We start from the raw sequence: 24,918 nt of genomic DNA, 5'->3' as shown, positions 1-24,918 counted from the left end.
ACCCACCCAAACTCGCTACAGGTGGGCGACGCTGACCGTCCGGGGAGCCTGGAAGGACAGCAGCCGCAGCCATTCGGGGTTGGGGTCCTGGAGCCGGACCCCCTTGAGTGCCTCGGTAGTCTCCTGAACGACGACGGCGGCCTCGAGTTCCGCGAGTTTCGCACCTAGGCAGCGATGGATTCCAGAGCCGAAGGCCAGACCGTAGGGTGTGGGTCCCTGATGTTCAGTGCCCTCCCCGGCAGATTCCCCGGCTGCCCAGGGAAAGCCGTGGTTCCCCGTTAGCTCCACCAGGATTTCTTCCCCCGCCAGGATGTGCTCGCCGTTAAGCTCGGTATCGCGGGCGGCCACCCGGCGCCACGTAGGAACGGAAGATTCAGTGGCCAGCACATGACGAACGATGTCCCGCGCCTTGGCGCTGGAGGAGGCCTCGTCCCAGGAGATTCCCCGGGAGCCCTCGGCCAGACGGAAGAGGGTAGTGCTGATGAGCTGTGTGGTGGTCTCCTGGCCAGCGATGAGTAGGAAGTAGCCCAAGGAACAGATCTCAGGAGTGCTGAGCCCGTGGTCCGCGAGTGCCTTGAACAGGTTAGGCTCACGGGCGGACACCGCTTCAAGGACCAACTCGCGCAGCCAGGTGTAGAAGTCCGCCGCGGTGTGGGCCAGCTCGAGCTGCCGGTCTGGATCCGGCCATCCCCAGAACAGCTCTAGGGAGTCCAGGCTCCACGCCTTCAATTGGGGGAGGTCGCGGACGGGAAGGCCCAGCATCTCCAGCATGATGACTGCCGGGGGATACGCGGCCACTGCCTGCACCAAGTCAACATTTCCTGCAGAGTTGAGGAGCCGGGCTGCGGCCGCGGCTGACTCCCGTGAGAGCTGCCGGATGCGCGGTTCCATGGCCGCAACTTTGGCGGGAGTGAAGAAGCCTGCCACCACCTTGCGGATAGCTGAGTGTGAGGAGGAGTGGTTGCTGGCCAGAACGGGAGGAAGGGCGAAGCGTGCCTTTTGCAGGACGCGGAGGGCCTGACCGCTCAGGGGCGTCACGGCCAGAAGTGCGTTGGCAGGGCTGAAGTCGCCAGGCCGGTGAAGGACCTCGCGGACAGTATCGGGATCGCGCAGCACCTTGTAGGGGCATGTGGTGACGGGGCTCATGCCGGCACCCCGGCAAGCCAGGAGGCCGCCTGTTCGCGGAACACGCCGGGGTCCATTCCGGCGGCTTCGTGCCGGATGGCACCCAGCAGCGGCACAGGCCAGTCGGAGATGGTGGCACGGTTGCTGCGCTCCACTGCACCGGGGACCGCGGGCCAGCTGCCAAGCACTACGCCCACCACCGGCAGGCCCCTCCGATCGAGGGCTTCGAGCGTCAGCGCCGTGTGGTTCAAGGTGCCCAACGACGCCCGCGTCACCACAGCGAAGCCAGCCGAATCGCCCAGGAGGGTTCCGAGGTCAGCCAGCGTCCCGCCGTCGTGGTCCAACTCAACCAGCACTCCGCCGGCACCTTCCACGAGGACGTGGTCATGCGTGTTGGCCAGGGCGCGGATTCGCTGGGCATGCGAAGCAAGCTGCGGCAGCACCACTTCGTCACAAGCAGCAGCGGGGACGGGGGCCAGCGGCTGTTCCAGCACGATGCCGGCCTCGGTCGTGAGCGGGCCGGCAAGCCGCACCACCTCCGCACAGTCCGAATCGCCGTCGACGTTGCCGCTTTGGCACGGCTTGTAGACCGCTACGGAGCAGCCGCGTTGCTTAAGCGCTGCTGCGAGTGCCGCCGTCGTGATGGTCTTCCCGACGCCGGTATCGGTACCGGTCACCAGGATGATGCGGGGAAGTTTCATGGGGTTCGCTCCAGGATGTCGCGCAGCACTGCGCAGGCGTGGTCGAGGTCGGTGGGGGTGAGGTTGGCCCGGGCTGTGAGTCGCAAGCGGGAGCCGCCGTCGGGCACTGAAGGTGGCCGGAAACAGCCCACCTGGACGCCGGCAGCGTACGCGGCCTGGCTCGCAGCCAAGGCGGCTTCCGCTGAAGGCATGGGGATGGATTGAACCGCTCCGGCAGAACGCTCGACGGCGGCCGAGCGTCCCAGCGTGGGTTGAAGTTGGGCGGCGAGGGCGGCTGCGTTGTGATGGACGGCCGCGGCGCGCCAGGGTTCCTGCTGGATGATTCCGACGGCGGCCATGGCAGCAGCCGTTGCGGGCGGGGCCAAGGCGGTGTCGAAAATGAAGCTCCGCGAACGGTTCACCAAGTGCTCCCGCAGCAGGCTGGAACCAAGCACGGCCCCGCCCTGGCTGCCCAAGGCTTTGGACAGGGTGGCCGTGCGGACAACACCCGGATGGTCCGCCAGGCTGGTGCCAGCCACGGCGCCGCGCCCTTGAAACGGGCCGACGCCGGCAACGCCCAGGCTGTGGGCCTCGTCGATCAGCAGTACGGCGTCGTGTTCCTGGGCGAGATTGAACAGCTCTTGCAGTGGAGCAGCGTCGCCGCCGACGCTGTAGATGGACTCAACCACCATGAGCGCCCGCGGCTGTGTCCGTTCCTGCAGGAGGCGTGCCGCGTCCGCAATGTCATTGTGCTTGAATTCCCGCACCTCGGAGCGGCTCAGCCGAAAGCCATCGATCAACGAGGCGTGGCAGTGCTCATCCGCCACAATCAACGTTCCGGGACCACCCAAAGCCGTGGTGACACCCAGATTGGCGAGGTAGCCGGAGGAGAACACCAACGCAGCCTCCGCTCCCGTGAACAGGGCAAGGTGGTGCTCCAACTCAAGATGCAGTTCCGTGGTGCCGGTGACCAGCCGGGATGATGCAGCGCCAGTGCCCCAGCGCCTGATCGCCTTCGTGGCAGCCTCCGCCAGTCGTGGATCCGTGGATAGGCCCAGGTAATCGTTGCTGGCGAGGTCGATCATCCGGCGGTGCCCGCACTCTTTGCCCGCGGGGCCCTGCGGGCCGCGCACTGTCGGCTTCCGCACGAGTCCGCGGCGCTCGCGGACCTCTGCCTGCTGCTCCAGCCAGGAGGTCATGGAGAAGCTCATGCTCTGGCCCCCAACCTGTCTGCGGCCGCGGAGACTGCTGCCACCATGCCCGCGGTGATGGTCCTGATCTGGGAGGTTGAGCTGATGTACGGAGGCATCGTATAGACAAGGTTGCGGAAAGGACGGATCCACACTCCCTGCTCGATCGCGGCACGGGTCACTGCAGCAACGTCCACCGCGTCCGCCAACTCAATGACGCCCACAGCGCCGATAGTACGGACGTCCCTCACGCCGTCGAGCCCCAATGCCGGGGCCAAACCCTCCGCGAGGCCTGCACCTATGCGGTCAACATCCGCGCGCCAATCGCCGTCCCGCAGCAGTCCGAGGCTCGCGTTGGCCACGGCGCAGGCGAGCGGGTTGCCCATGAACGTGGGGCCGTGGAGCAGCGCACCGGCACCGCCGCTGGAGACCACCCGGGCAAGCTCACCTGTGCACAACGTTGCAGCCAGCGTCATGTACCCGCCCGTGAGGGCCTTTCCGACACACAGGATGTCCGGAACGACGTCAGCATGGTTCGCCGCGAACAACTCGCCTGTCCGCCCAAAGCCCGTAGCGATCTCGTCCAGGATGAGCAACAGCCCATGCGCATCAGCAACCTCACGGAGGATCCGCACACACTCCGCCGGGTAGATGAACATCCCGCCGGCCCCCTGCAGGACAGGTTCCACGATGATGGCCGCGAGCTCATCGGAATGCTCACGGGCCAGCGCCTCAACTGACATCCGCCACTCACTGATAGCTGATTGCGTGGCCGTCGCCGCGGCTGGAGGACGCGGCGCGAACACGTTACGGGCCAGCAAACCAGGGAACGCGGAATGCATACCGTCAACGGGATCGCAAACGCCCATCGCCGCGAACGTATCGCCGTGATAGCCGCCGCGGACCGTCAGGAAGCGCTGCCGTCGTGGACGCCCGGAGGCCGTTTGGAACTGGACCGCCAGCTTCAGCGCCACCTCCACCGAGATGGAACCGGAATCAGCCAGGAACACGCGCTCCAACTGACGGTCAGGCTCGCGGGGTGCCAGCGCCAGCAGATTCTCTGCAAGATCCACGGCAGGCCGATGCGTCAATCCACCGAACATCACATGGCTAAAGGAGCCCAGTTGGCGCTGAACCGCGGCATCCAGCACAGGATGGCGGTACCCATGGATCACCGACCACCACGAAGACATCGCATCCAGCACCTCATGCGTGCGGCCGTCCTCGTCCCGCAGCCGCAGCGCCACGCCGTCGGCCGCTTCAACTTCCCAGAGCGGCAGCGTCCCGGACGCCGGAGCGTAAGGATGCCACAGGCTCGCCCGGTCCCGCTCGATCAGCGAACTCATCGGGACAACCGTCCGTGACGCGAGCACTCTGCCGACCATCCCAACGGCGTCACTTGGACCTTCATCCGACGGCGGCACTGCGCGCAATACCTGGGCGGTTCCATCGCCAACCGTTGTTGGCAGCCCTGGTGCGGGTCCGACGTCGAGTGAGCGTCCGACGTGGGGCGCTCGCCGTGGGTGCCCTTGTGAACGGCGCCTCGGCTAACCGTCCCGCCGCAGTGCCCGCAGTATTCCGCCGTCGTGGCGCCGATCGCGGTCATAGTGTCTTCTGGAGTTCCTTGATGGGCATGTTGAGCTCCACCAGGAGGTTGAGGTCGGCGGTGGCGGGGCGGCCCAGGGTGGTGAGGTAGTTGCCCACGATCACGGCGTTGATGCCGCCGAGCAGGCCTTCGCGGGTGCCGAGGTCACCGAGCGTCAGTTCGCGGCCGCCAGCGTAGCGGAGCACCGTACGGGGCATGGCGAGCCGGAAAGCGGCAATGGCGCGGAGGGCGTCCTTGCCGTCCATGATGCCCTGGTTTTCCAGCGGCGTTCCCGGACGCGGATTGAGGAAGTTCAGCGGAACTTCGTGCGGTTCCAATGCGGCCAGCTGGGCGGCGAGTTCAGCCCGCTGCTCCAGCGTTTCGCCCATGCCGATCAGGGCGCCGCAGCACAATTCCATGCCGGCGGCCTTGACCATGTTGCACGTGTCCAGCCGTTCCTCGTAGCTGTGCGTCGTGACGACTTCGGGGAAGTAGCTCCGGGCCGTTTCGAGATTGTGGTTGTAGCGGTGGACACCCCACTCCGCCAACTGGTCAACCTGGCGCTGGGTCAACATGCCCAGGGAGCACGCGATGTTGATATCAACTTCCTCGTTGATGCGGTCGATCGCGAACTTGATCTGGTTCATGAGCTTGATGTCGGGACCACGCACAGCTGCGACGATGCAGAACTCGGTGGCACCGGTGGCGGCTGTTTCCTTGGCAGCCTTCACCAGCTCGGGGATATCCAGCCACACGCCGCGGACAGGGGAATCAAACAGGCCGGACTGGCTGCAGAAGTGGCAGTCCTCGGGGCAGCCACCGGTCTTGATGGAGATGATGCCCTCAACCTCAACGTCCTCGCCGCAGTGCTTCAGCCGGACCTCGTGGGCGAGCTGCATGGCGGCCGGAATCGCTTCGTCGGGAAGTTGGAGGATCTCCACAAGCTGGGCTTCGTTGAGGCCTTCACCGCGCTCAAGGACCTGCTCGCGTGCGATGTCCAGGATGGCGTAGGCAGTGGCCTCTTGAGTTGTTTGGGTCGTCATGGACTTGACGGTATCCGCGAGCGCGCATCGCGATTTTGTGGAGTCCGCACAAAGTGGCGTCACGGATTTTGGAGCGCCCTTATGGCTCGTGGGCGAGACGGCTGGTGCAGAAGTTACAGCTGTGAAACATCGTTGTGACTGATTTGACCCGCCGCGTGACTAGCGTCGTTGGCGAAGCACCGACCACGAATCTCGAAAGTGAGCACGGATGAGCGACGTTCTGACAGACACCCAAAGAATTACGACGGCGGGAAACGCCGATGCGATGAGCGCAGCGAAGGAGAGCCTGGAAGACTACACACTCCGGTTCGCCCCGCGCTCTTACCGGAAGTGGAGCGCCGGCGTGGTGGCGACCAGTGCACTTGGCGGGATCGCCTACCTGGCTGACTTCTCCATCGGGGCAAATATCGGCATCGCCTACGGCACCGTAAACGCCATTTTCGGCATCATCGTGGCCGCCGTGATCATCTTCGCCACGGGCTTTCCACTGGCTTACTACGCCGCCCGCTACAACATCGACCTCGACCTCATCACCCGCGGGTCAGGCTTTGGCTACTACGGTTCAGTGGTCACGAACATCATTTTCGCGACCTTCACCTTTATCTTCTTCGCCCTCGAAGGCTCCATCATGGCCCAGGGCCTGCAATTGGGGCTCGGCGTCCCGCAATGGCTTGGCTATGCCGTGTCCACCATCATCATCATTCCGCTGGTGATCTACGGGATGAAAACCCTAGCTACTTTGCAAGTGTGGACCACGCCCTTGTGGTTGCTGCTCATGGTGGTTCCCGTTGGTTATCTGCTGCTGTCACACCCGGACAGCATCGACGCCTTCTTTGCTTACACCGGTGCTTCGGGGGAGGGCGGCACCAATCTCGCCTCGGTGATGCTGGCTGCCGGCGTTTGCCTTTCGCTGATGGCACAGATCGCAGAGCAAATCGATTACCTGCGCTTCATGCCACCGAAGACCGCGGAGAACAAAAGTGCTTGGTGGCGTGCCGTAATTCTCGCCGGACCCGGCTGGGTTATTTTCGGTGCCATCAAGCAGGTTGTGGGCATGTTCATTGCCATTTACCTGATCGCCAGGCTCGATCCCGCCGCCTCCGTGCACGCCAACGAACCCGTCCACCAGTTCCTGGGCGTCTACCAGGAAATGATGCCGGCCTGGCTCGCGATGTCGCTGGCCGTTGTGTTGGTGGTTATTTCTCAGATCAAGATCAACGTCACCAACGCCTATTCCGGCTCGCTGGCCTGGACCAATTCGTTCACCCGCATCACCAAGACCTACCCGGGCCGCATGGTGTTCGTGGTGGTCAACCTGGTGATCGCTTTGGTCCTCATGGAATCGAACATGTTCGAGTTCCTCAACACGATCCTTGGCTTCTACGCGAACTGCGCCATGGCCTGGGTGGTCACAGTTGCCTCCGATATCGCGATCAACAAGTACCTCTTGAAGATCTCGCCCAAGGTTCCTGAGTTCCGTCGGGGCATGCTCTACGCCGTCAACCCGGTCGGTTTCGTTTCCATGCTGGTGTCCGCAGGGATGTCCATCGCGGTTTTCTTTGGGGCTTTCGGTGCCGGAGTGCAGCCGTATTCGCCCATTTTCGCCGTCGTCCTTGCTTTGGTGCTTCCCCCGGTTCTGGCTTTGGCGACGCGTGGCCGCTACTACCTCCGGCGCAACGACGACGGGATTGACCTGCCCATGTTCGACGCCGACGGCAACCCCAGCGACGAGAAGCTGCTCTGCCACGTCACCGGCCTTGAATTCGAACGCCCGGACATGCTCCGCTCAGGCCAGGACGGTCCCGACGGCGAACCCCGGTTCATCTCCTCCCTCGCCTTGTCCACGGATAAGTCGGGCGCACTGGTGCTGCCGGCCCAGAAGTAGCCGCCCTCACCCAAATAGGGGACAGCACATGTTCCTATGAGCCCTCATAGCGACGTTTGCTGTCCCCTACTTGGGCTGACGCTGCGCGCGAATAGTCAGGATGCTTAGAATGGGGCATGGCACAGGACGAGCGGAACGAAGAGACCGAGCCGACCGAGGAATCCGGGCCGGCTGAGGAGACCGAGGAACCCGAGCAGGCCGAGTCAACAACCGACCTCGACGAGGACATCGCGATGGCTTTGGAAAATCACGTCCTTAACCCGGCGGAGGATCCTGAAGCCGCGTCAGATCCACGGACGATGTATCCGTCGGGGGAGTTCCAGCCGCAAACCCAGGACTATCCGGGCTGGACCGAGGCAATGATCCCGCGCCCGGACCACGGGGAGCAAAGCTATGTGGGCCATCACCGCATGATGGGATTCCGGACCTTGATTACGGGCGGCGACAGCGGGATTGGGAAAGCCGTGGCCATTGCCTTCGCCCGTGAAGGTGCAGATGTGGCGTTCACGTATTTGCCGGAAGAGGAGCAGGACGCTGAATTGACCGTCCAGTTGATCGAGGCCGCGGGCAGCCGTGCCCTGGCGCTGCCGGGGGATCTGCGGGACGAGGAGTTCTGTCAGGAAGTCATCGCCCAAACCATCCAAGAATTCGATGGTCTGAACGTTCTGGTCAACAACGCAGGTTTCCAGATGACTACCAGCCAGGGGATCGAAGACCTCAGCAGTGAACAGTTCGACCGGACCTTTAAGAGCAACGTCTATGCGCTCTTCTGGCTTACCAAGGCAGCTTTGCCTCATTTGCAGCCTGGGGCATCGATCATCAACACCTCATCGATCCAGGGTTACCATCCGAGTCCCTCGCTGATCGATTACGCCGCCACCAAGGCAGCCATCAACAGCATGACATTCTCGTTGGCGGAATCATTGGGCTCCAAGGGAATCCGGGTCAATGCCGTGGCTCCCGGGCCGGTGTGGACCCCGTTGCAGCCGCCAACCCAGCCGGAGGAAAAGATCGTAAAGTTCGGACAGGACACGCCGCTCGGCCGGGCCGGTCAGCCTGCTGAGCTCGCCGCGACATATGTCCTGCTGGCGACTGAGGAGTCCAGCTACATTTCCGGCTCGGTTATTGGGGTTACCGGCGGAAAGCACCTCGCCTAAGGCGCCAGCCACCGGTTCCTTCCGGCCAAGAGGATCTTCCAGGAAGTCAGGGCTTGAGCACCACCTTGATGCAGCCATCCTGCTTCTTCTGGAATTTCTCGTACAAGTCAGGTGCATCGTCCAGACCACCAGTGTGGGTGACCAGATGCATGACTCCCAGCGGATCGGCGTCGTCCTCTACCAGGGGGAGCAGTTGGTCAGTCCAGTTGCGGACGTTGCACTGCCCCATGCGGAGTTGGACTTGTTTGTCGAACATGGTCATCAGGGGCATGGGGTCGGCCTGGCCGCCGTAAACGCCACTGAGTGAAATAGTCCCGCCACGCCGCACCAGATCCACTGCCGTGTGGAGAGCGGCAAGTCGGTCCACGCTCATGGTCTCCATGGCTACCTGCGCCGGCTTGTCAGGGAGCAGTGAAACCGCCCGGTGCAGGAATGATGCCACCGGTGAGCCGTGGGCTTCCATGCCCACCGCGTCCACCACACCGTCCGGCCCGCGGCCCAAGGTCTCCTCGCGGATCTGGGCGGCGACGTCCGAGCTGTAGTCCATGGTCTCCACTCCATGTTCTTCCGCCATGGCCCGGCGCTCAGGAACGGGATCCACGCCAATGACACGGAAGCCTTTGTGGACGCCAATTCTGGAGGCGAACTGGCCCACAGGACCGAGTCCGAGCACCGCCAAGGTGCCACCCTCGGGGACGTTGGCGTATTCGACGGCTTGCCATGCAGTGGGCAGGATGTCGGAGAGGAACAGATAGCGTTCGTCGGGGAGGTCTGAATCTACTTTGATGGGCCCGTAGTCGCCGAATGGCACACGCAGGTACTGTGCCTGGCCGCCCGGGACGGAACCATAGAGCTCGGAGTATCCAAAGAGTGCAGCCCCTGTACCTTTGGCTTTGACCTGCGTGGTTTCGCACTGCGATTGAAGGCCTTGGTTGCACATATAGCACCGGCCGCAGGAGATGTTGAAGGGCACGACTACCCGGTCGCCCTTCTGGAGCCGGTGGACCTCCGAGCCCACTTCTTCCACGATCCCCATGGGCTCGTGGCCGATGACATCGCCCTTGTGCATGTAGGGGCCCAGGACTTCATAGAGGTGCAGGTCCGAGCCGCAAATGGCTGAAGATGTTATTCGGACGATGACATCCGTTGGTTCCTGGATGGTGGGATCGGGGACATCAATGACGCTCAACGAGCGCCTTCCTTGCCACGTCACTGCTTTCACAATCGCTCTCCCTGCTTTGGGGGCTGGAGGTGTCCCGCGCTGCCGGAGACCATCCCAGCGAAGCAGAGTTGGCAGCGGCACACAAGGTCTCCGGTAGCCTCGACAGCCCCTGATGCCCGGCCTACATTGAGGCTATGAGCGAAGAATCGAGCGAACCGGACCAAACGTCTTCCGAAAGCGCAGCGCCGTCTGAAGCCTCGAAACCCGCGGTACCTGCCGACGTCGAGCATGAGGACAGCAGCCCCGGGACGGGTGACTTCACCACCGAAGTGGACCCTACCTTCATCCCGGATGAAAGCGGCGAGACGCCGGAGGAGAAGCGCGCCAGGGAGCATCCAGAACCGACGGGTAGCTAAACGCGCTTTAGGCAATCAAACAGCGGACGACGGCGGCCCTCCCGTGGTTGCGACGGTCACCTGCGCGCTCGATTTAGTAAGTAACCTGATAACTGGTGTTAAGCTGGTAGGAGATAGCTGTCCACGTGATCAGAAAGCGTTTAGAACGAACACGGGATGGGTACAACTTTGGGTACTAAGCACAGCATGGGCTAGGGGCGGCGCCCAAACAAAGCCGTTCACGAGGGAGGCAATCCACATGGACACAGGGCAACTGGTATTGATCATCGTGTTGGCCGTCGTCGTAGTCGCAGCTGTGATCATTGCAGTGGTAGTTGGACGCAAGAAGAAGACCGAACTCAATCGCCGTCGCGCAGGGGAATTGCGCGAGAAGGCGGACCAGGAAGCCGTCGGCGCACACCAGGCGAAGGCCCAGTCGGCACAAGCCGAGGCAGCGGCCGTTCAGGCAGAAGTCGAGGCCAACCGGCTCCGGCGCGAAGCGGACCGGCACGCGGAGAAGGCCCAAGAAGCCAGCGGGCGGGTTGAGGAGCACCTGCGCCACGCCGACAAAGTGGACCCCGATGTCAGGACTGGCCGCGACCGGGAGAACGATACGGATCGCGGACGTGACCGTGACATGGATACAAGCGACGAACGGCTTACACGGGATCGCTCGGCACGGGAAGGCGCCGTCAGGGAAGAGCCTTTGCGGGAGCGTTCTACGCGGGAGGGCTCTACCCGGGACGATTCTGTGCGGGACGGTTCTACCCGGGAGGGTTCCAGGCGGGACGGAGATAGGAACGTGTAAGTTCCTACGGTGAAACGGAGGCAGGAAGTGAGCATCGTGGTAAGGCGGCCGGGACAGGTGGTGCGCCCGATGGATTCAAGGCAGAACAGGCATGCAGTTGACGTCGTTCTTGGCCATTTGGGCGAGATCGGCCCAGCGGTAGCGGCCCTGCGCCGTGAATCGTCGAGGCTCGCTGAATGGGGAGAAGAACTGGCCCGCGTACGTCTTCGTGGCGGCAGCGTGTTTGCTGCCGGCAGCGATGGCTCTGCCCACGAAGCACAGAGATTCACCTCCGAACTGGCGGCCCACGATGCCAAAAATGGTTCGACCGGCGACGGCTCTGCTTTCAAGGCCATATCTGCCAGCAATAGCGCCAACGACGGGGCCCGCGGAAGCATGAGTGACCAGATTCGAGGCTCGGTTCGGCGCGGCGACATCGTGGTGTTGCTCGCTGCGAAGGGAATCACGGACGATCTCCGCGAGGCCGCTGCTGCGGCGAAAGCTGCCGGAGCGCGGGTGTGGGCGTTGACGGGCAAGGAGTCCAAGGACCTTGCCCAAGCCGTCAACGAGGCGATCTGCATCGACACTGATCCACCGCATGCCGAAGAAGCGCACCTGGTTGCCGTCCTGGCTCTTTGCGAGTGCTTCGATGACGCCATGAGGCTGCGCGGCCAGGGCTAACCAGCTTGTGATCTGCCACTCATCCGGAATAGTTGCAGGCGCTGCACAGTTGCGCAGAGTGAACCCGATTCATTCTGAAAGGAACTGCGCATGCTGTTTTCCCCCTTGGCCCTTGGTGAGCTGGAACTTCCCAACCGACTGGTGATGGCGCCCTTGACTCGGCTGCGGGCCGGCGTTGACGGCATTCCCGGTTCACTGATCGCCGAGCACTACCGGCAGCGCGCCTCCCTTGGCCTGATTGTCAGCGAGGGAACATACCCGACGCCGGCCGGTCAGTCGTACCCCGGCCAGCCTGGCCTGGTGACGGAAGCGCAGATTGCAGGCTGGAAGACGGTCACCGACGCCGTTCACTCTGAAGGCGGACGCATCTTCGCCCAGATCATGCACGGCGGCCGCGTTTCCCACGCGGACATCACGGGCGGCCACGAAATCGTGGGCCCGAGTGCCGTTGCCATCGAGGGCGATGTCCGCACTCCCAAGGGCAAGCAGCCGTACCCGGTGCCGCGCGAGCTCCGCACGGACGAGCTCCCGGGAGTCATCCAAGAGATTGTCACCGCCTCGAAGAATGCGATTGAGGCAGGATTCGACGGCGTGGAACTCCACTCCGCCAACGGCTACTTGCTGCATGAATTCCTTGCGCCCAACTCCAATGTCCGGACCGACAGCTACGGTGGCTCCCCGGAGAACCGCGCGCGCTTCGTGATCGAGACCGTCAATGCGGTGGTCGAGGCACTCGGTGCCAACCGCGTAGGTATCCGGATCTCCCCGGAACACAATGTGCAGGGCATCGCTGAGACGGATGCCGCGGACGTCCGCGCCACCTACGAAGTGCTGGTGGAGACTATTGCGCCGCTCAACCTGGCGTACCTGAGCATCCTGCACCACAACCCACAGGGCACCTTGGTCCAGGATCTTCGCCAGCGCTTCAATGGCACGTTCCTGGTGAACACCGGCTTCAGCGAAATCACTACTCGCGATGAAGCCTTGGCAATCGTTGCCGATGGCCTCGCCGATGCTGTTGTGGTGGGCCGCCCGGCCATTGCCAACCCGGACCTCGCGCGCCGGTGGCGTGAGAGCCTCCCGCTCAACGAGCCGGATGCATCCACCTTCTATGGCGACGGGGCCGAGGGGTACACGGACTACCCGTTCTACGCCAACTAAGCGCAGCATCCCAGGCAAAACCGCGACGTCGGCACTCACCGGAGTGTCGACGTCGCGTTTTAACGTGTGGAAGTTCGCAGAGAATGTGACAGGACTGCCTACCCAGCCCCGCGCCTGCTTCCTATAGGATTTGTGGCATGTCTGAACCTTCGCCGGCTCTTCCCCGCCCCGGCTTTCCCGTCAGCCGCCAAGTGTTGGCGGATCACGTTTATGAAGCCCTCCTCGAGTGGCTCATGGACGGTCGGCTCGAACCGGGGGCGGCCGTCAGCATCGACGGTATGGCGCGGGAACTGGACGTTTCTCCCACTCCGGTGCGTGAGGCGTTGGCGCGACTGGAGCATACGGGTATGGTGCGGCGCGTGGCGTTGAAGGGGTATCGCGTGGCCCCCGTGTTCACGCGCGAGGATTTCGCGGAACTCATGGAAGCACGGTTGTCTATTGAGCCTGTGAATGCCCGGCTGGCGTGCGAACGCATGACTTCGGAAGGCCTGGACGCGCTGAAGCAAGCGGTCGAGGACCTCAAAACGGCACCCCGCGGCGGCACGTTCGCTGAGTACCGCAGCTACCTTGAGGCCGACGAGCGTTTCCACCAGTTGATTGCGGCGCAAGCCAGGAACCAGTTCCTGCTCGCCGCTTACAACACACTGGGCGGGCAGATCCAGCGCTTCCGGTTGTTCGGGGGAGTGGGCATCACGGATGCGGAGCAGGCTATCGCCGAGCACCAGGCGGTGCTGGAAGCGATGACGAGCGGGGACCCCGGGAAAGCGGCGGAGGCAATGATCAATCACGTGGAAAAGGTGCGAGGCCGCGCCATGGCTGACGCGCCTGAAGACTGAACACCCGCCGCTGCTCGAAGGCTCGCCGCAACTGCGGCGGGCTTTTTTCATGCGCTGCGTGACCCCCTTCACAGTCATATGTAAGACATATAGGATCTAGGAAGTTTCGCGAAAAGGGTTGACAGCTTTGCTTCGTTCGTAAATCCTATAGGAAACAGGATTCCACGAAGGAGTGTTCATCATGGCGTACACCGCCGAGAATTGGCCGATTACCGCGGCCCTCCTGCAGTTCCCGGGCGTCGACGCTTCGGGACAGCAGGTCAACGACGCCGATGCTTCCGTTTGGGCGGCCGTCCTGCAGGAAGTGAAAGAGGCTGGCTTTGCCAACGCCGACCTCACGGACAGCTGGGTCCGCCCGGGCGATCTCAGCAACGAGCGCCTTGCCGAGTTCAAGCAGACGGCTGACGAAGTGGGCATCGGAGTGCCGGTCATCTCCGCAATCCGCCGCAGCGTCATCCACCAGACGGACTGGGCCGACAACCTCGCCTACAGCCACCGCACCATCGACGCCGCTGCGGAGCTGGGATGCGAGGTTGTCTCCTTCGGACTTCACCAGGCCATCACGCCGGAGCAGCAGAAGCAGTTGTGGTTCTGGACCGTGGAGGGTTACAAGGACCCGGTAGGGGACAAGGAAATGTGGGGCAACGCAGTGTCCCGTCTGCGTGAACTTGGCAAGCACGCAGCAGAAGCCGGCATCCTCATCTCCCTCGAAATGTACGAGGACACCTATCTCGGCACCGCTGATTCATCCGTGCAACTGGTCCAGGACATCGGTCTGGACAACGTCGGCCTCAACCCGGACCTCGGCAACCTGATCCGCCTGCACCGTCCCATCGAGGACTGGCGCGAGATGGTTGCCAAGACCCTGCCGTACTCCAACTACTGGCACATGAAGAATTACATCCGCGACGAAGATGTGGCCCGCGACAGCTACATCACCATGCCCGCACCCATGGAAAGCGGCCTGATTAACTATCGCGAGGCATTCAAGTTCGCTCTCTCGGTCGGCTTCCAGGGCATCCTCTGCACCGAGCACTACGGTGGAGACGGACTCAGCGTCACGGCCAGCAACCAGGAATACCTGCGCCGCCACATCCTGCCGAAGACCGAGGGCTACCAACTCGGCACGAGCCAGGTAGCGCAAGGCCGGCAGACACCGGTAAACCAGCTCGCAGGAGTCTAAAGAATGACACAGATTTTCGACAACCCGGCAGACTTTGCCGATGAAGCCTTGGACGGCTTCGTTGCTGCCAACCGCGGCTATGTTGCCCGGGTAGATGGCGGCGTGGTCCGCTCCACCGAAGTACCTGCCGGACAAGTGGCGTTGGTGGTCGGCGGCGGTTCCGGGCACTACCCGGCCTTCGCTGGATTGGTCGGCCCCGGACTTGCAACGGGTTCGGCCTGCGGCAACATGTTCGCCTCCCCGGCCGCTGGGCAGGTGTACCGCGTGGCCAAAGCGGCCAATGCTGGAGGTGGAGTTCTGCTCAGCTATGGCAACTACGCTGGCGACGTCCTGCACTTCGGCCAGGCACAGCTCCGCCTCAACGCCGAGGGCATCGAAACGCGCACTGTCACCGTTACGGACGACATCGCCAGTGCCCCGATCGATCAACGAGAGAAGCGCCGCGGCATCGCAGGCGACCTGACGGTCTTCAAGATTGCGGGCGCCGCCGCAGAAGCGGGACTGAACCTTGACGACGTCGAGCGTTTGGCTATCAAGACCAACTACCGGACCCGGTCCCTGGGCGTGGCCTTCGACGGCTGTACTCTGCCCGGGGCAACGGATCCGCTGTTCCACGTTCCGGCCGGGCATATGTCGCTCGGCCTCGGAATCCACGGTGAACCCGGAATTTCCGAGCACCCGATGCCCACCGCGTCGGAGCTCGCCGAACTCCTGGTTTCCAAGCTTCTTGCCGACAAGCCCGAGGACGCCGGGGCCCGCGTGGTGGCGATCGTGAATGGCCTGGGCACGGTCAAGTATGACGAACTCTTCCTTCTGTTCGGCAAGGTCGAGAAGCTGCTCACCGCCGCTGGTCTTACCGTTGTTGAGCCGGAATGCGGCGAGCTGGTGACCAGTTTGGACATGTCCGGACTGTCCCTGACGCTGCTCTGGCTTGACGATGAACTCGAACAGTATTGGGCGGCGCCCGCGGATACCCCTGCTTTCCGAAAGGGCAGCATGGCGCCCCGCGCAGCGCGCGCCGAGGCAGCGATCGTCGACGCCGAAACCGCCGACGTCGAACAGCCCACCCCGGCAGCCGCTGAGCTCGGGCAGCAGGCCGTGGCGATTCTCGCCCAGGTCCGGGACGTCGTCGTCGAACACGAAGACGAGCTCGGCAAGCTGGACGCTATCGCCGGCGATGGTGATCACGGAATCGGCATGCGTCGTGGCGTCGACGCAGCAGCCGCTGCAGGCGAAGCCGCATGGGGCTCCTCGGTAGCGCGAATCCTCCTCGCGGCCGGCGAAGCATGGAGCGAACGGGCTGGCGGAACCTCGGGCGCATTGTGGGGCTCGGCCGTCATTGCGGCCGGGCAGTCGCTCGGGAACCGCGAAACGTACAGCTCCTCGGATGCCGCCGACGCGGTGAATGCCTTCGTCCTGGCCATCACTGAACTCGGCAAGGCCGAGCCCGGAGACAAGACCATGGTGGACGCCATCCTGCCGTTCCGGGACGCTTTCGTGACAGAGCTCGACGGCGGTGCCCCCGTGGACCGGGCACTGGCAGCAGCTGCTGCGGCTGCTGAATTGGCTGCCGCGAAGACCGCTGAACTGCGGCCACTCAAGGGCCGGGCGCGCCCACTTGCCGAGAAAAGCCTCGGCCATCCGGATCCCGGCGCAGTCTCCTTTGGCCTGATCGCCACGAGGATCTCCCACCACATCGATTCACTACTGGCCAGCGCTGCTACAGCGGCTCCGGCCGGAAACGGAGCCTGAGAATGAGCGATACACAAGGCTGGCGCATCGTCGTCGGCAATGACGAAGCCGGAGTGGAATACAAGCAAGCACTTCTGGCATTGCTGGAATCCGATCCGCGTGTGGCATCAGTGACCGATGTTGGAGTTGGTGCCAACGATTCCACGGCCTATCCCCACGTCGCCGTCGATGCCGCCCGCAAGGTAGCTGACGGTGAGTTCGATCGAGCCCTCCTGATCTGCGGCACCGGGCTGGGCGTGGCCATCGCGGCCAACAAAGTCCCCGGAATCCGCGCAGTTACCGCCCACGACAGCTACTCCGTGGAACGGTCCGTACTGAGCAACAACGCGCAGGTCCTCACGCTCGGGCAGCGGGTGATTGGCTTGGAACTGGCCAAGAAGCTCGTAGGGGAGTGGCTCGGCCACCGCTTCGACCAAAACTCATCCTCCGCCGCCAAGGTGGACGCCATTTGCTCCTACGAGCCCAACTACACGAAGGCAGTTTGATCATGACCATTCCTGAAGCAACCGAAGGCACCGCGAAAAACGCAGCCCGGAAGATCGCCGTCGTCGGCTCCGGCTACATGGGCGGCGGCATCGCCCAGGTCCTGGCACTTGGTGGGGCGCGCGTGGCTTTGGCGGATGTGTCTGCCGAGATCGCGCAGAAGAACTTCGATCGCCTGCTGGTCGAATCCGATCAGTTCATCGCCGATGGTCTGTTCCCGGCGGGATCCACTGAAATCCTCAAGCAGAATCTGTGGGCTGCAAAGGACATCGAGGAAGCCGTTGCTGATGCCGACTTCATCGAGGAATGCGTTCCCGAGGTCCTTGAAATCAAGCACCAGACCCTGGCCCGGATCAGCGCCGCGGCCCGGCCGGATGCCCTGATTGGCTCCAACACCTCCACGATTTCCATTGCCGCCCTGGCAGAAGCCGTGACCAACCCGGAGCGGTTCCTGGGCGTTCACTTCTCCAACCCGTCACCGTTTATCCCCGGCGTCGAGGTCATTCCTCACGCCGGCACTGCCGCCGCCACGGTAGCCGCTTCCCGCGAACTTGTACACGCGGCCGGTAAGCAGACCGCCGTCGTGAAGGACGTTACGGGTTTTGTGCTCAACCGCTTGCAGTACGCGCTGTTCCACGAAGCTGCGCAGCTTGTGGAGCAGGGCATCGCAACAGCGGACGACGTTGACACCCTGGTGCGTACGACGTTCGGCTTCCGCTTGCCGTTCTTTGGTCCGTTCGCAATCGCGGACATGGCCGGTTTGGATGTCTACAACTTCTGCTACAAGTCCCTGCAGACCGGCTTCCCGGAGCGGTTTGCGACGCCGAAGATCCTGTCGGACCTCGTGGAGGCAGGCAAGCTCGGCACCAAGACCGGCGCGGGTTTCCTCAACGTCCCCGCCGAGCGCACCCCGGAACTCATCGCATACCGGAACAAGGCCTACGTCGCCATGCAAAAGCTCATTGAAGAGCTTGGCCCGGCACCCATCAACTAGATCTTTTTTAGGAGATCCTTCATGAGCACTTTCCCTAGTGAACGCACCGCCATCGTCACCGGCGCTGTTTCCGAGCGTGGCATTGGCCGCGCCACGGTGAACTACCTGGCCGCCCAAGGCTGGAACATCGGCATCATCGATCTTGATGACGCCGCCTGCAAGGCTGCAGCCAAGGAAGTTGCTGCAGAATACGGGGTCCAGGCCCACGGAGTTGGCGCCAACGTCGCCAGCGAAGCTGAAGTCCGGGCCGCCATCGACGAGCTGGAAGCCGAACTGCCGCAGATCGTCGCCTTGGCCAACGTCGCCGGCGTCAGCTCGCCCATCGGCTACCTGGAACTCGAACCTGCCGAGTGGGACCGCGTGCTGAGCATCAACCTCAACGGTGTCCACTACGCCACCCGTCGGGTGGCCGAATCCATGGTGAAGAACCGGATCGGCCGGATCGTGAACATCTCCTCGGTCTCTGCGCAACGCGGCGGCGGAACGTTCTCCAAGACCCCCTACTCGGTTGCCAAGGCCGGGGTCATCGGCCTGACCCGTGCCACAGCCCGGGAACTCGGCGAATACGACATCACCGTCAACGCGATCTCACCCGGCCCCATCGATACCGACATCATGGGCGGCACGCTGAGCGAGGAACGCAAGGATGAACTGACCAAGGACCTCGTGGTGAACCGCGTGGGCTCCACCAGGGACATCGCCGCCGCCATCGCCTTCCTCATCAGCGAGGACTCCGGGTACATCTCCGGCCAGACGCTGAATGTGGATGGCGGTCTGTACATGCACTAGGGCTTCCCCCAATGAAGGCCTGGACCAGAGAACGCAAGATCTACCTTGCCGTGGGCATCCTTGCCTGCGCAGTGGGCATGGTGCTCATTTTCTTCCCGCGCTGATGGCGCGCTGCCTTAGCCATCACAACCCCAACTGATTGCTCAAAGAGGAGTTTCAATGTCCGTTGCCTCAACTTCCACCAAGGAGTTGCTGGATTCGCCGATTCTGAAGTCGGCCATATCCAAGGCTTCTCGGCGGCTGATGCCGATGCTCGTCATCCTGTACGTGGTGGCATTCCTTGACCGCACCAACGTGGGCTTCGCCGAAGCTGCCCTTGGGGTAGACAAAGGCATCACAGCAGGTGCTTATGCCCTGGGTGCCGGTATCTTCTTCATCGGCTATGCACTGTTCGAGATCCCCAGCAACCTGCTGCTCACCAAGTTCGGCGCCAAAGTCTGGCTTGCCCGCATCGCCATCACCTGGGGCATAGTGTCCGCGTGCTTCGCCTTCGTGCAAGGTGAGACGTCGTTCATCATTCTCCGCTTCCTGCTGGGTGTTACCGAGGCAGGGCTGTTCCCAGGCGTCATCATGTTCCTCGCCGCCTGGTTCCCCAACAAAGTCCGCGTGAAGATGTTCGCCATCTTCTACCTGGCTCAGCCTCTCTCCCAGATGCTGGGCGCCCCGCTGTCCGGATGGCTCATCAACATCGGTGACCAGGTTCCCGGGGTCGCCGGATGGCAGGTCATGTTCTTCGTTGAAGGTTCGTTGGCCATCGTGGCAGGCATCGCGTCCTTCTTCTTCCTCATCAACAGCCCACAGGACGCCAAGTTCCTGAGCAAAGAAGAAAAGCTTGCCCTGACCGATGTCATGGCACTGGAAGACACCGTCAAGGAAGAATCAGGTCCCCGCGGCGTCCTGGCAGCCATGCGCAACGGCCGAGTCTGGTACTTCACCGTCATCTACTTCTGCCTTCAGGTGGCCGTCTATGGCGTCACGTTCTACTTGCCCCAGCAGGTGTCCCAGCTGACCGGCCAAAAGGTGGGGCTCGCCGTCGGACTTCTGGCCGCTATTCCATGGTTCTTCGGGATCTTTGCCTGCTACTTCGTGGGCAAGGCTGCAAACACGGTGGCACGTCGCCGACTCTGGGGCACCGCGTTGTTCGTATCGACGGGGCTCTGCATCTTCGGTTCCGCCTGGGCCGGCGCCAACCACCTTCCCGCGCTGGGCATCATCTTCATCAGCCTGGCGGTGTGCAGCTTCCTGTCGACCGGTCCCATCTGCTGGTCATATCCGACGGCGTTCCTCACCGGAACTGCTGCGGCTGCGGGTATCGGGCTGATCAACTCCCTGGGCAACCTCGGCGGGTTCGTCGCACCGATCCTTCGCACCACGGTCAACCAGGTCACGGCCTCGGACACGGGCACCATGGGTGTCTACGCTCTGGGTGTCCTGCCCTTCCTGGCCGCGTTGATGATGTTCGGCACCCGGGCCTTCACCAACAAGGCCGACGAGCTGCTGGACAAGTAGCCGTGAGTAGTGCTGCCTTTACAGGCCCCTTGTTTGTCGGAGTCAGTACCAAGATGTACATGGGTTACGCGCAGAGTTTGGCGTGGCTGGAGCAGTTGCTGGCAGAAGTGGACGCCCGTCCGGCCCTTGCGGCCGGGCGGGTGGTCCCGTTTGTGATCCCATCATTCCCGGTGCTGCCGGCAGCGTCCGCCATGCTTCAGGGTTCGCCGTTGGTACTTGGGGCACAGAACTGTGGTTGGTTGGACGGGCCGTGGACTGGCGAGGTCTCCCCGTCGATGCTTGCCGAGCTAGGGGTTGGCTTGGTGGAGATCGGCCACGCGGAACGGCGCCGGTACTTTGCCGAAGACGATGCCATGGTGGCACTGAAGGTTCGTGCCGCCGTCGATGCTGGCCTGACGCCGTTGCTGTGCGTCGGGGAGACCGTGGTTGCTGAGCCTGATGAAGCCGCCAGTACAGTCTTTCGGCAAGTCAAGGCAGCTGTGTCCGGAGACTGGTCCATCGCTTTCCGCTTGATGATCGCCTACGAACCCGTGTGGGCGATCGGTGCTGCAGAGCCGGCGTCGGCTGCCTATGTGTCCCAGGTTGTAGCTGCACTGCGGGTATTGCTCGGTGCACATGGGTTGGCTGAGCTGCCCATCATCTACGGCGGCTCGGCCAAGCCGGGTCTGCTGCCGCAGCTGGATGGTGTCTCTGGGCTCTTCTTGGGCCGCTTCGCGCACGACGCCACTAACTTCGGCCAGGTATTGGACGAGGCGCTGTCCCTCCCCAACTGACTGGCATTTGTGGTTGTTCCCAGAGCTGGGAACAACCACTATTGCCAGCTACTTGGGCCGGGTGTGCCCTCAGCTGACGGATCGCTGGCATAGGGCCACAAAGCCGCCAAGATTTTCCAGACCCTCCGGATGCGTCGGGAGGTAATTGGTCAGTTCAGGCGAACGCACGACGACGGCACGCCACTGCCCTCGCGACACCGCCACGTTGATTCGGTTGCGCAAGAGCAGGAACTCCATGCCGCGCGGCACTTCCCCCGCGGCTGAGGCGGCCATGGAGACGATGACCACCGGCGCTTCCTGGCCTTGGAACTTGTCTACCGTTCCTACCCGCACTTTTGCCAACCCTGCTGCCCGGAGCTCGTGCTTGATCAGTTGTACCTGGGCGTTGTAGGCCGCAACCACCAGGATGTCGGTCTCTTCAAGAGGCCGGCTTCCCGGCGCTTCAGAAGGGTTTGTCCATTCCAGGCCCACATGCGCCAGGACCTGGCGGACAACCTCTGCGGCTTCCTCGGGCGAGCTCGTCGAGTTGCCGGTGTGGGGGACATACATGCAGGAAATGCCAGGGCTGGCACCTTCCACGTGACGAAGTGATGCGGCCGGCGCTGCTTCGAGTCGATGGTCGTAGGAGAGCTCGGAGACGGCATCGCACAAGGCGGGATGCATGCGCCAGGACAATGCGAGGAAATAACCGAGTTCGGGCGGCAACGTGTTGTAGCCGTCCGACAACCACCCCAGCGCAGATTCGTCCACGGGTTCCGGGTGTTTGCCTTGGGTGACTTGCGGTAGTTGCTGGGGATCACCCAACAGCAGGAGACGTTTTGCTGCGCGGCTCACAGCCATGGTGTTGGCCAGGGAGAACTGTCCGGCTTCGTCAATAACCAGCAGATCCAGCGAGCCAGGCGGAACCTCTTTGCCTACCATGGCCCACGCAGTACCGCCGATCAGAGCTCCACCCGGTTTGGACAGGATGTCGCTGACGTCGGCCTTGGCGCACGCACTCCACGGCACCGGATCGCCATGCTTCACTTCCTTGGCCACGCGTTCAGGATCAACGCCTGCCTTCTCCACGGCAGCGCAGAGCATGTGCTCCACCACGGCATGGGACTGGGCCACAACGCCGACTTTCCAGCCATCTGCCACGAGCCTGGCCAGGACGTGGGCCCCCACGTGCGTTTTTCCGCTGCCGGGAGGACCTTGGACGGCCAGGTACGAATGGTCCAGGTCCATCACAGCAGCAGTGATGGCGTCGATGTAGCCATCAGGGCCCGGTTCCACAGCAGGCAGAGTTTCCAGGCTACGCAGTTTTGGCGGCTTCCTTCGCACCAGGTCCAAGGCGGGATCTTGCGGCCATTCCGGCAGCGAATCGCTGAGCCTGCTGGCCAACGCACTCAACGCCGCCCTCTGGCCGTTCGTCGGAATCGGGCTGTCCGGGGTCAGCGCCATGGGAGTCTGTGGGAATTCTGTTGAGTCATTGCGTAACCCCTCGGACATGGTGACCGACTCAAAGTCACCATCCTCGCCGACTTCGATGATCTTGGTATTGCTCCAGCCAGCACGGCCGAGCACGGAGGATTCCTTTGCCGCCAAGGCGTCGGGCAAGGGCGGACCGTACATGCGGAAATACGTCTTGCCCGGTTCCAAACCCGCGCCGTCACCGGAACGGCCGAGCAGTTTCACAATCCGGGCGGGATTGCTGCGAGGTGTTGGCTTAGCCCAGTCCTGCAGCACCACAGCCTGCTCCACCGTGAAAATATCGCGGCCGTCCTCCCACTGGGACACTGGTTTTTCCAAGCGGTCGAAGTGCGCCCACCAATATTGCTTGTCCTCACGCCGGTGATATCCAACGCCCGCTGCCACAATCGCTATCGCCCGGGAATCGGGGGACAGCCATTCCTCATCCGGCAGGGCGGCAACGTAGTCCAGTAGGGCGGATTCTTCCGGTGCGGCTTCGTATTTCGTCGGTTCAGCGGCGGTCTGCGCTGCATCGGACCCGTCCCCCAAGTCTTCCGCATTTCCGGAGTCGTCGCCCGCCGAGCCCTGCGGCACGATGGAACGCTCCGCGGCGCGGGCAAGAAGCCAATTGCGCAGCTCCAACGTTGAGAGGCAGTCGTACTCGTTGTAGTCCCTGATGCTTTCCAGAATGGCCGCAGCCTGGTCAGGGTTATCGGTGTCCCGTGCCGTGCAGTAGTCGGCGTAAGCAACAACGGAGGCTCCGGCGTCGATCACGTCACCAGAGCGCAAGTGCTGGCCCATGTACAGGGGTTCAAGCTTTTTGATGCTGTACGAGTTCTCAGACACGCGGATGCTGTGGCGAACGGTGTCATAGAGGTCCACCAGGACGCCTTGGCGCAAAAGATCGTCCACGGCGGTTTCACCCATCACGTGCGTCAGCGAGAGATTACGGAGGGCCGTCTTCTCGTACGCCGCGTAGTGGTAGATATGCATGCCCGGGTAGCTGGCGCGGCGCTTGGCAACATACTCCAGGAAGTCTACGAATGCCTGGCCTTCTTCAGTTCGCGAATGCGCCCAGAACGGGCGGAAAACCGGTTCGGCGCCAGGCTCCACGGGGTTTTCGATAACTCCGAAAAGGTACTCAAGCCCCCATTTACCCGTGGCTGGATCCTGCCAGAGAGGATCGCCCTCGAAGTCAAAGAAGATGTCCCCGGGGTCCGGCGCGGGGAGCCTGCCGAGGGTGTTATCCGGCAGCACCTTGTAGCTCACGGCTATGGCCTCGCCGGCTTTGTCCGTGTAGTTCACGGTCCCATCAGGAGTGCCCGTGCCCGTCTGGAGCTGGGCTTGCTCCCGAAGGCGCAGGAGCGTGGGGTCGCCGACTTCCGGGAGCGCGGCCAGTTGGTCGATGGTGGTGACCCCGGCCTCCATCAGCTTCTTGCGGCGGCTGATGCGCATACCGGCAACCATGAGAAGGTCACGGTGCAGTTTGACTTGCCCGGCGCAGTAATCGCAGCGGCCGCACGCCGAGAAGCGGGAGTCGCCCCATTCGATGGGGCCTGAAGCAGCCCTGTGGGCTGCCGTCATTGCGAGGAATCGTTCCCGGCGTTCCTTGAAGACCGGCAGAATCTCGGCGAGCGGGTGATGGCTGTGCACCCGGTTGCCCAGCACCAACGTGACCGTGGGATCCGGTGTAATACCGGCCTGAAGCAGTTGATCACCGTAGGCTGCCAGCTGCAAAAGGGCAGTGACCTTGGCATGGCGTGCAAGCTTGGTATCGAAGACCGCGTACTGGCCGCCAGGACGCTTGACCAAGAAATCGGAGCGGCCGTGGAATTGGCCATCGAAGAACGCGGCCTGGAACACGATATCCGCTCCGGATCGCAAGGCGTCGATGGATTCCGCATGCTTGGCCAAAAGTGTGGCGCGGTCCATGGCGGAGGCGGGAACGACGTCGTAAACGCCCTTTCCTGTAGCCGGGTCCCACGGCCCGAACTCAGCCACGAACTCGTCCAATACCCTGTGCTCGTGGACATCGCCAAGCTTTGCAGTGCGCTCCAACATGGCATCTGCCGCGAACTCAGCCTTGGGAGAGCGGCCCAGTTTTTCGTCGAGTTTCCGGAGCAGCTGGTACTCACAGGTGGCAGCGATGACAAGATCGCTGGCCGAGAACACCAAATCCTGTGGTGCGCCAGCTATCTCCGAATCGAGAAAGAACACCGTGACCTACTCCCTGTTGCCGGAGGAACCACGCGAAGTGGACCATGAAGCCAAGCTATCAGCGGGCACCGACAATTTA

The 24,918-nt window shown here is 63.0% G+C and carries 22 protein-coding genes; 14 read left to right on the top strand and 8 right to left on the bottom strand.

Annotation, left to right across the window (positions count from 1 at the left end; genetic code table 11):
• Positions 1 to 15 precede the first annotated feature (15 nt).
• From ACTAQJ_RS11100 to bioB, 6 genes are all read right to left on the bottom strand, one after another.
• Complete coding sequence (locus ACTAQJ_RS11100; RefSeq protein WP_498702056.1) at positions 16 to 1,146, bottom strand: cytochrome P450 family protein; 1,131 nt, start codon at positions 1,144 to 1,146, stop codon at positions 16 to 18.
• Positions 1,143 to 1,826 (bottom strand): dethiobiotin synthase, encoded by a 684-nt coding sequence (gene bioD, locus ACTAQJ_RS11095; protein ID WP_498702055.1) that lies wholly within the window; start codon positions 1,824 to 1,826, stop codon positions 1,143 to 1,145. The genes ACTAQJ_RS11100 and bioD overlap by 4 nt, the downstream gene beginning before the upstream one ends.
• The gene (locus tag ACTAQJ_RS11090; RefSeq protein WP_498702177.1) at positions 1,823 to 3,004 is read right to left on the bottom strand and encodes an 8-amino-7-oxononanoate synthase; all 1,182 of its coding nucleotides are present in this window, start codon (positions 3,002 to 3,004) and stop codon (positions 1,823 to 1,825) included. Before ACTAQJ_RS11090 ends, bioD begins: the two co-directional genes overlap by 4 nt.
• Positions 3,005 to 3,012: 8 nt before the next feature.
• Entirely contained in the window at positions 3,013 to 4,341 is a 1,329-nt protein-coding gene (gene bioA / locus ACTAQJ_RS11085) for an adenosylmethionine--8-amino-7-oxononanoate transaminase (RefSeq protein WP_498702053.1), read from the bottom strand.
• Positions 4,338 to 4,445 carry a biotin synthase auxiliary protein BsaP gene (gene bsaP, locus ACTAQJ_RS11080; protein ID WP_497947200.1) on the bottom strand — a complete coding sequence of 36 codons (108 nt, stop codon included), beginning with the start codon at positions 4,443 to 4,445 and terminating at the stop codon, positions 4,338 to 4,340. Before bsaP ends, bioA begins: the two co-directional genes overlap by 4 nt.
• Positions 4,446 to 4,597: 152 nt before the next feature.
• A complete protein-coding gene (gene bioB, locus ACTAQJ_RS11075; RefSeq protein ID WP_498702052.1) occupies positions 4,598 to 5,623 on the bottom strand; it encodes a biotin synthase BioB in 1,026 nt (341 codons plus the stop codon).
• Positions 5,624 to 5,831: 208 nt separating this feature from the next.
• Between bioB and ACTAQJ_RS11070 the strand changes: the two genes are divergently transcribed.
• Both ACTAQJ_RS11070 and ACTAQJ_RS11065 read left to right on the top strand, forming a co-directional pair.
• The gene (locus ACTAQJ_RS11070; protein ID WP_498702051.1) at positions 5,832 to 7,508 is read left to right on the top strand and encodes a purine-cytosine permease family protein; all 1,677 of its coding nucleotides are present in this window, start codon (positions 5,832 to 5,834) and stop codon (positions 7,506 to 7,508) included.
• Positions 7,509 to 7,624: 116 nt separating this feature from the next.
• Entirely contained in the window at positions 7,625 to 8,665 is a 1,041-nt protein-coding gene (locus ACTAQJ_RS11065; protein ID WP_498702050.1) for an SDR family oxidoreductase, read from the top strand.
• A gap of 46 nt (positions 8,666 to 8,711) precedes the next feature.
• Here the strand turns inward: ACTAQJ_RS11065 and ACTAQJ_RS11060 are convergent, their stop codons facing one another.
• A complete protein-coding gene (locus ACTAQJ_RS11060) occupies positions 8,712 to 9,887 on the bottom strand; it encodes a zinc-dependent alcohol dehydrogenase (RefSeq protein WP_498702049.1) in 1,176 nt (391 codons plus the stop codon).
• A gap of 134 nt (positions 9,888 to 10,021) precedes the next feature.
• Here ACTAQJ_RS11060 and ACTAQJ_RS11055 point away from each other — a divergent pair, with 134 nt between their 5' ends.
• The 12 genes from ACTAQJ_RS11055 to ACTAQJ_RS11000 all read left to right on the top strand — a co-directional run bounded on the left by ACTAQJ_RS11055 (position 10,022) and on the right by ACTAQJ_RS11000 (position 21,170).
• Entirely contained in the window at positions 10,022 to 10,243 is a 222-nt protein-coding gene (locus tag ACTAQJ_RS11055) for a hypothetical protein (RefSeq protein WP_498702048.1), read from the top strand.
• A gap of 238 nt (positions 10,244 to 10,481) precedes the next feature.
• Positions 10,482 to 11,030: a hypothetical protein gene (locus tag ACTAQJ_RS11050; protein WP_431118790.1), complete on the top strand. Its 549-nt coding sequence runs from the start codon at positions 10,482 to 10,484 to the stop codon at positions 11,028 to 11,030.
• A gap of 69 nt (positions 11,031 to 11,099) precedes the next feature.
• On the top strand, positions 11,100 to 11,690 hold the full coding sequence (locus ACTAQJ_RS11045) for an SIS domain-containing protein (protein ID WP_431118792.1): 591 nt from the start codon (positions 11,100 to 11,102) through the stop codon (positions 11,688 to 11,690).
• 90 nt (positions 11,691 to 11,780) lie between these two features.
• Positions 11,781 to 12,851: an alkene reductase gene (locus ACTAQJ_RS11040; RefSeq protein ID WP_498702047.1), complete on the top strand. Its 1,071-nt coding sequence runs from the start codon at positions 11,781 to 11,783 to the stop codon at positions 12,849 to 12,851.
• A 137-nt stretch (positions 12,852 to 12,988) separates the two neighbouring features.
• Entirely contained in the window at positions 12,989 to 13,687 is a 699-nt protein-coding gene (locus ACTAQJ_RS11035) for a GntR family transcriptional regulator (RefSeq protein ID WP_498702046.1), read from the top strand.
• Positions 13,688 to 13,868: 181 nt separating this feature from the next.
• Positions 13,869 to 14,870, top strand: coding sequence for a sugar phosphate isomerase/epimerase family protein (locus ACTAQJ_RS11030; RefSeq protein WP_498702044.1), 1,002 nt, complete (start codon positions 13,869 to 13,871; stop codon positions 14,868 to 14,870).
• Between the two features lie 3 nt (positions 14,871 to 14,873).
• Positions 14,874 to 16,622, top strand: coding sequence for a dihydroxyacetone kinase subunit DhaL (dhaL, locus tag ACTAQJ_RS11025; RefSeq protein WP_498702043.1), 1,749 nt, complete (start codon positions 14,874 to 14,876; stop codon positions 16,620 to 16,622).
• 2 nt (positions 16,623 to 16,624) lie between these two features.
• Positions 16,625 to 17,107, top strand: a complete 483-nt coding sequence (locus ACTAQJ_RS11020; RefSeq protein ID WP_223948206.1) for a ribose-5-phosphate isomerase — start codon at positions 16,625 to 16,627, stop codon at positions 17,105 to 17,107.
• Positions 17,108 to 17,109: 2 nt separating this feature from the next.
• On the top strand, positions 17,110 to 18,099 hold the full coding sequence (locus ACTAQJ_RS11015) for a 3-hydroxyacyl-CoA dehydrogenase family protein (protein ID WP_498702042.1): 990 nt from the start codon (positions 17,110 to 17,112) through the stop codon (positions 18,097 to 18,099).
• 21 nt (positions 18,100 to 18,120) lie between these two features.
• A complete protein-coding gene (locus ACTAQJ_RS11010; protein ID WP_498702041.1) occupies positions 18,121 to 18,888 on the top strand; it encodes an SDR family NAD(P)-dependent oxidoreductase in 768 nt (255 codons plus the stop codon).
• Between the two features lie 159 nt (positions 18,889 to 19,047).
• Positions 19,048 to 20,397 carry an MFS transporter gene (locus tag ACTAQJ_RS11005; RefSeq protein WP_498702040.1) on the top strand — a complete coding sequence of 450 codons (1,350 nt, stop codon included), beginning with the start codon at positions 19,048 to 19,050 and terminating at the stop codon, positions 20,395 to 20,397.
• A gap of 53 nt (positions 20,398 to 20,450) precedes the next feature.
• Positions 20,451 to 21,170 (top strand): triose-phosphate isomerase family protein, encoded by a 720-nt coding sequence (locus ACTAQJ_RS11000; RefSeq protein ID WP_498702176.1) that lies wholly within the window; start codon positions 20,451 to 20,453, stop codon positions 21,168 to 21,170.
• A gap of 69 nt (positions 21,171 to 21,239) precedes the next feature.
• Here ACTAQJ_RS11000 and ACTAQJ_RS10995 read toward each other — a convergent pair whose 3' ends face one another.
• Positions 21,240 to 24,839, bottom strand: coding sequence for a TM0106 family RecB-like putative nuclease (locus tag ACTAQJ_RS10995; RefSeq protein WP_498702039.1), 3,600 nt, complete (start codon positions 24,837 to 24,839; stop codon positions 21,240 to 21,242).
• Between the last annotated feature and the right edge of the window lie 79 nt (positions 24,840 to 24,918).

Source organism: Arthrobacter sp. alpha11c, from assembly GCF_054149985.1.
The sequence above is the reverse complement of the archived record's forward strand: the minus strand, read 5'-3'. Positions and strand labels throughout refer to the sequence as shown.

Bases quoted from the DNA above. Each gene is read 5' to 3' on its own strand.
- ACTAQJ_RS11000 (WP_498702176.1), top strand. From the start codon at position 20,451: ATGTACATGGGTTACGCGCAGAGTTTGGCGTGGCTGGAGCAGTTGCTG.
- ACTAQJ_RS11050 (WP_431118790.1), top strand. From the start codon at position 10,482: ATGGACACAGGGCAACTGGTATTGATCATCGTGTTGGCCGTCGTCGTA.
- ACTAQJ_RS11010 (WP_498702041.1), top strand. From the start codon at position 18,121: ATGAGCACTTTCCCTAGTGAACGCACCGCCATCGTCACCGGCGCTGTT.
- ACTAQJ_RS11100 (WP_498702056.1), bottom strand. From the start codon at position 1,146: ATGAGCCCCGTCACCACATGCCCCTACAAGGTGCTGCGCGATCCCGAT.
- ACTAQJ_RS11090 (WP_498702177.1), bottom strand. From the start codon at position 3,004: ATGACCTCCTGGCTGGAGCAGCAGGCAGAGGTCCGCGAGCGCCGCGGA.
- ACTAQJ_RS11035 (WP_498702046.1), top strand. From the start codon at position 12,989: ATGTCTGAACCTTCGCCGGCTCTTCCCCGCCCCGGCTTTCCCGTCAGC.
- ACTAQJ_RS11020 (WP_223948206.1), top strand. From the start codon at position 16,625: ATGAGCGATACACAAGGCTGGCGCATCGTCGTCGGCAATGACGAAGCC.
- bioD (WP_498702055.1), bottom strand. From the start codon at position 1,826: ATGAAACTTCCCCGCATCATCCTGGTGACCGGTACCGATACCGGCGTC.
- ACTAQJ_RS11070 (WP_498702051.1), top strand. From the start codon at position 5,832: ATGAGCGACGTTCTGACAGACACCCAAAGAATTACGACGGCGGGAAAC.
- bioB (WP_498702052.1), bottom strand. From the start codon at position 5,623: ATGACGACCCAAACAACTCAAGAGGCCACTGCCTACGCCATCCTGGAC.
- bsaP (WP_497947200.1), bottom strand. From the start codon at position 4,445: ATGGAACCGCCCAGGTATTGCGCGCAGTGCCGCCGTCGGATGAAGGTC.
- ACTAQJ_RS11045 (WP_431118792.1), top strand. From the start codon at position 11,100: ATGGATTCAAGGCAGAACAGGCATGCAGTTGACGTCGTTCTTGGCCAT.
- bioA (WP_498702053.1), bottom strand. From the start codon at position 4,341: ATGAGTTCGCTGATCGAGCGGGACCGGGCGAGCCTGTGGCATCCTTAC.
- ACTAQJ_RS11015 (WP_498702042.1), top strand. From the start codon at position 17,110: ATGACCATTCCTGAAGCAACCGAAGGCACCGCGAAAAACGCAGCCCGG.
- ACTAQJ_RS11005 (WP_498702040.1), top strand. From the start codon at position 19,048: ATGTCCGTTGCCTCAACTTCCACCAAGGAGTTGCTGGATTCGCCGATT.
- ACTAQJ_RS11065 (WP_498702050.1), top strand. From the start codon at position 7,625: ATGGCACAGGACGAGCGGAACGAAGAGACCGAGCCGACCGAGGAATCC.
- ACTAQJ_RS11055 (WP_498702048.1), top strand. From the start codon at position 10,022: ATGAGCGAAGAATCGAGCGAACCGGACCAAACGTCTTCCGAAAGCGCA.
- dhaL (WP_498702043.1), top strand. From the start codon at position 14,874: ATGACACAGATTTTCGACAACCCGGCAGACTTTGCCGATGAAGCCTTG.
- ACTAQJ_RS11040 (WP_498702047.1), top strand. From the start codon at position 11,781: ATGCTGTTTTCCCCCTTGGCCCTTGGTGAGCTGGAACTTCCCAACCGA.
- ACTAQJ_RS11030 (WP_498702044.1), top strand. From the start codon at position 13,869: ATGGCGTACACCGCCGAGAATTGGCCGATTACCGCGGCCCTCCTGCAG.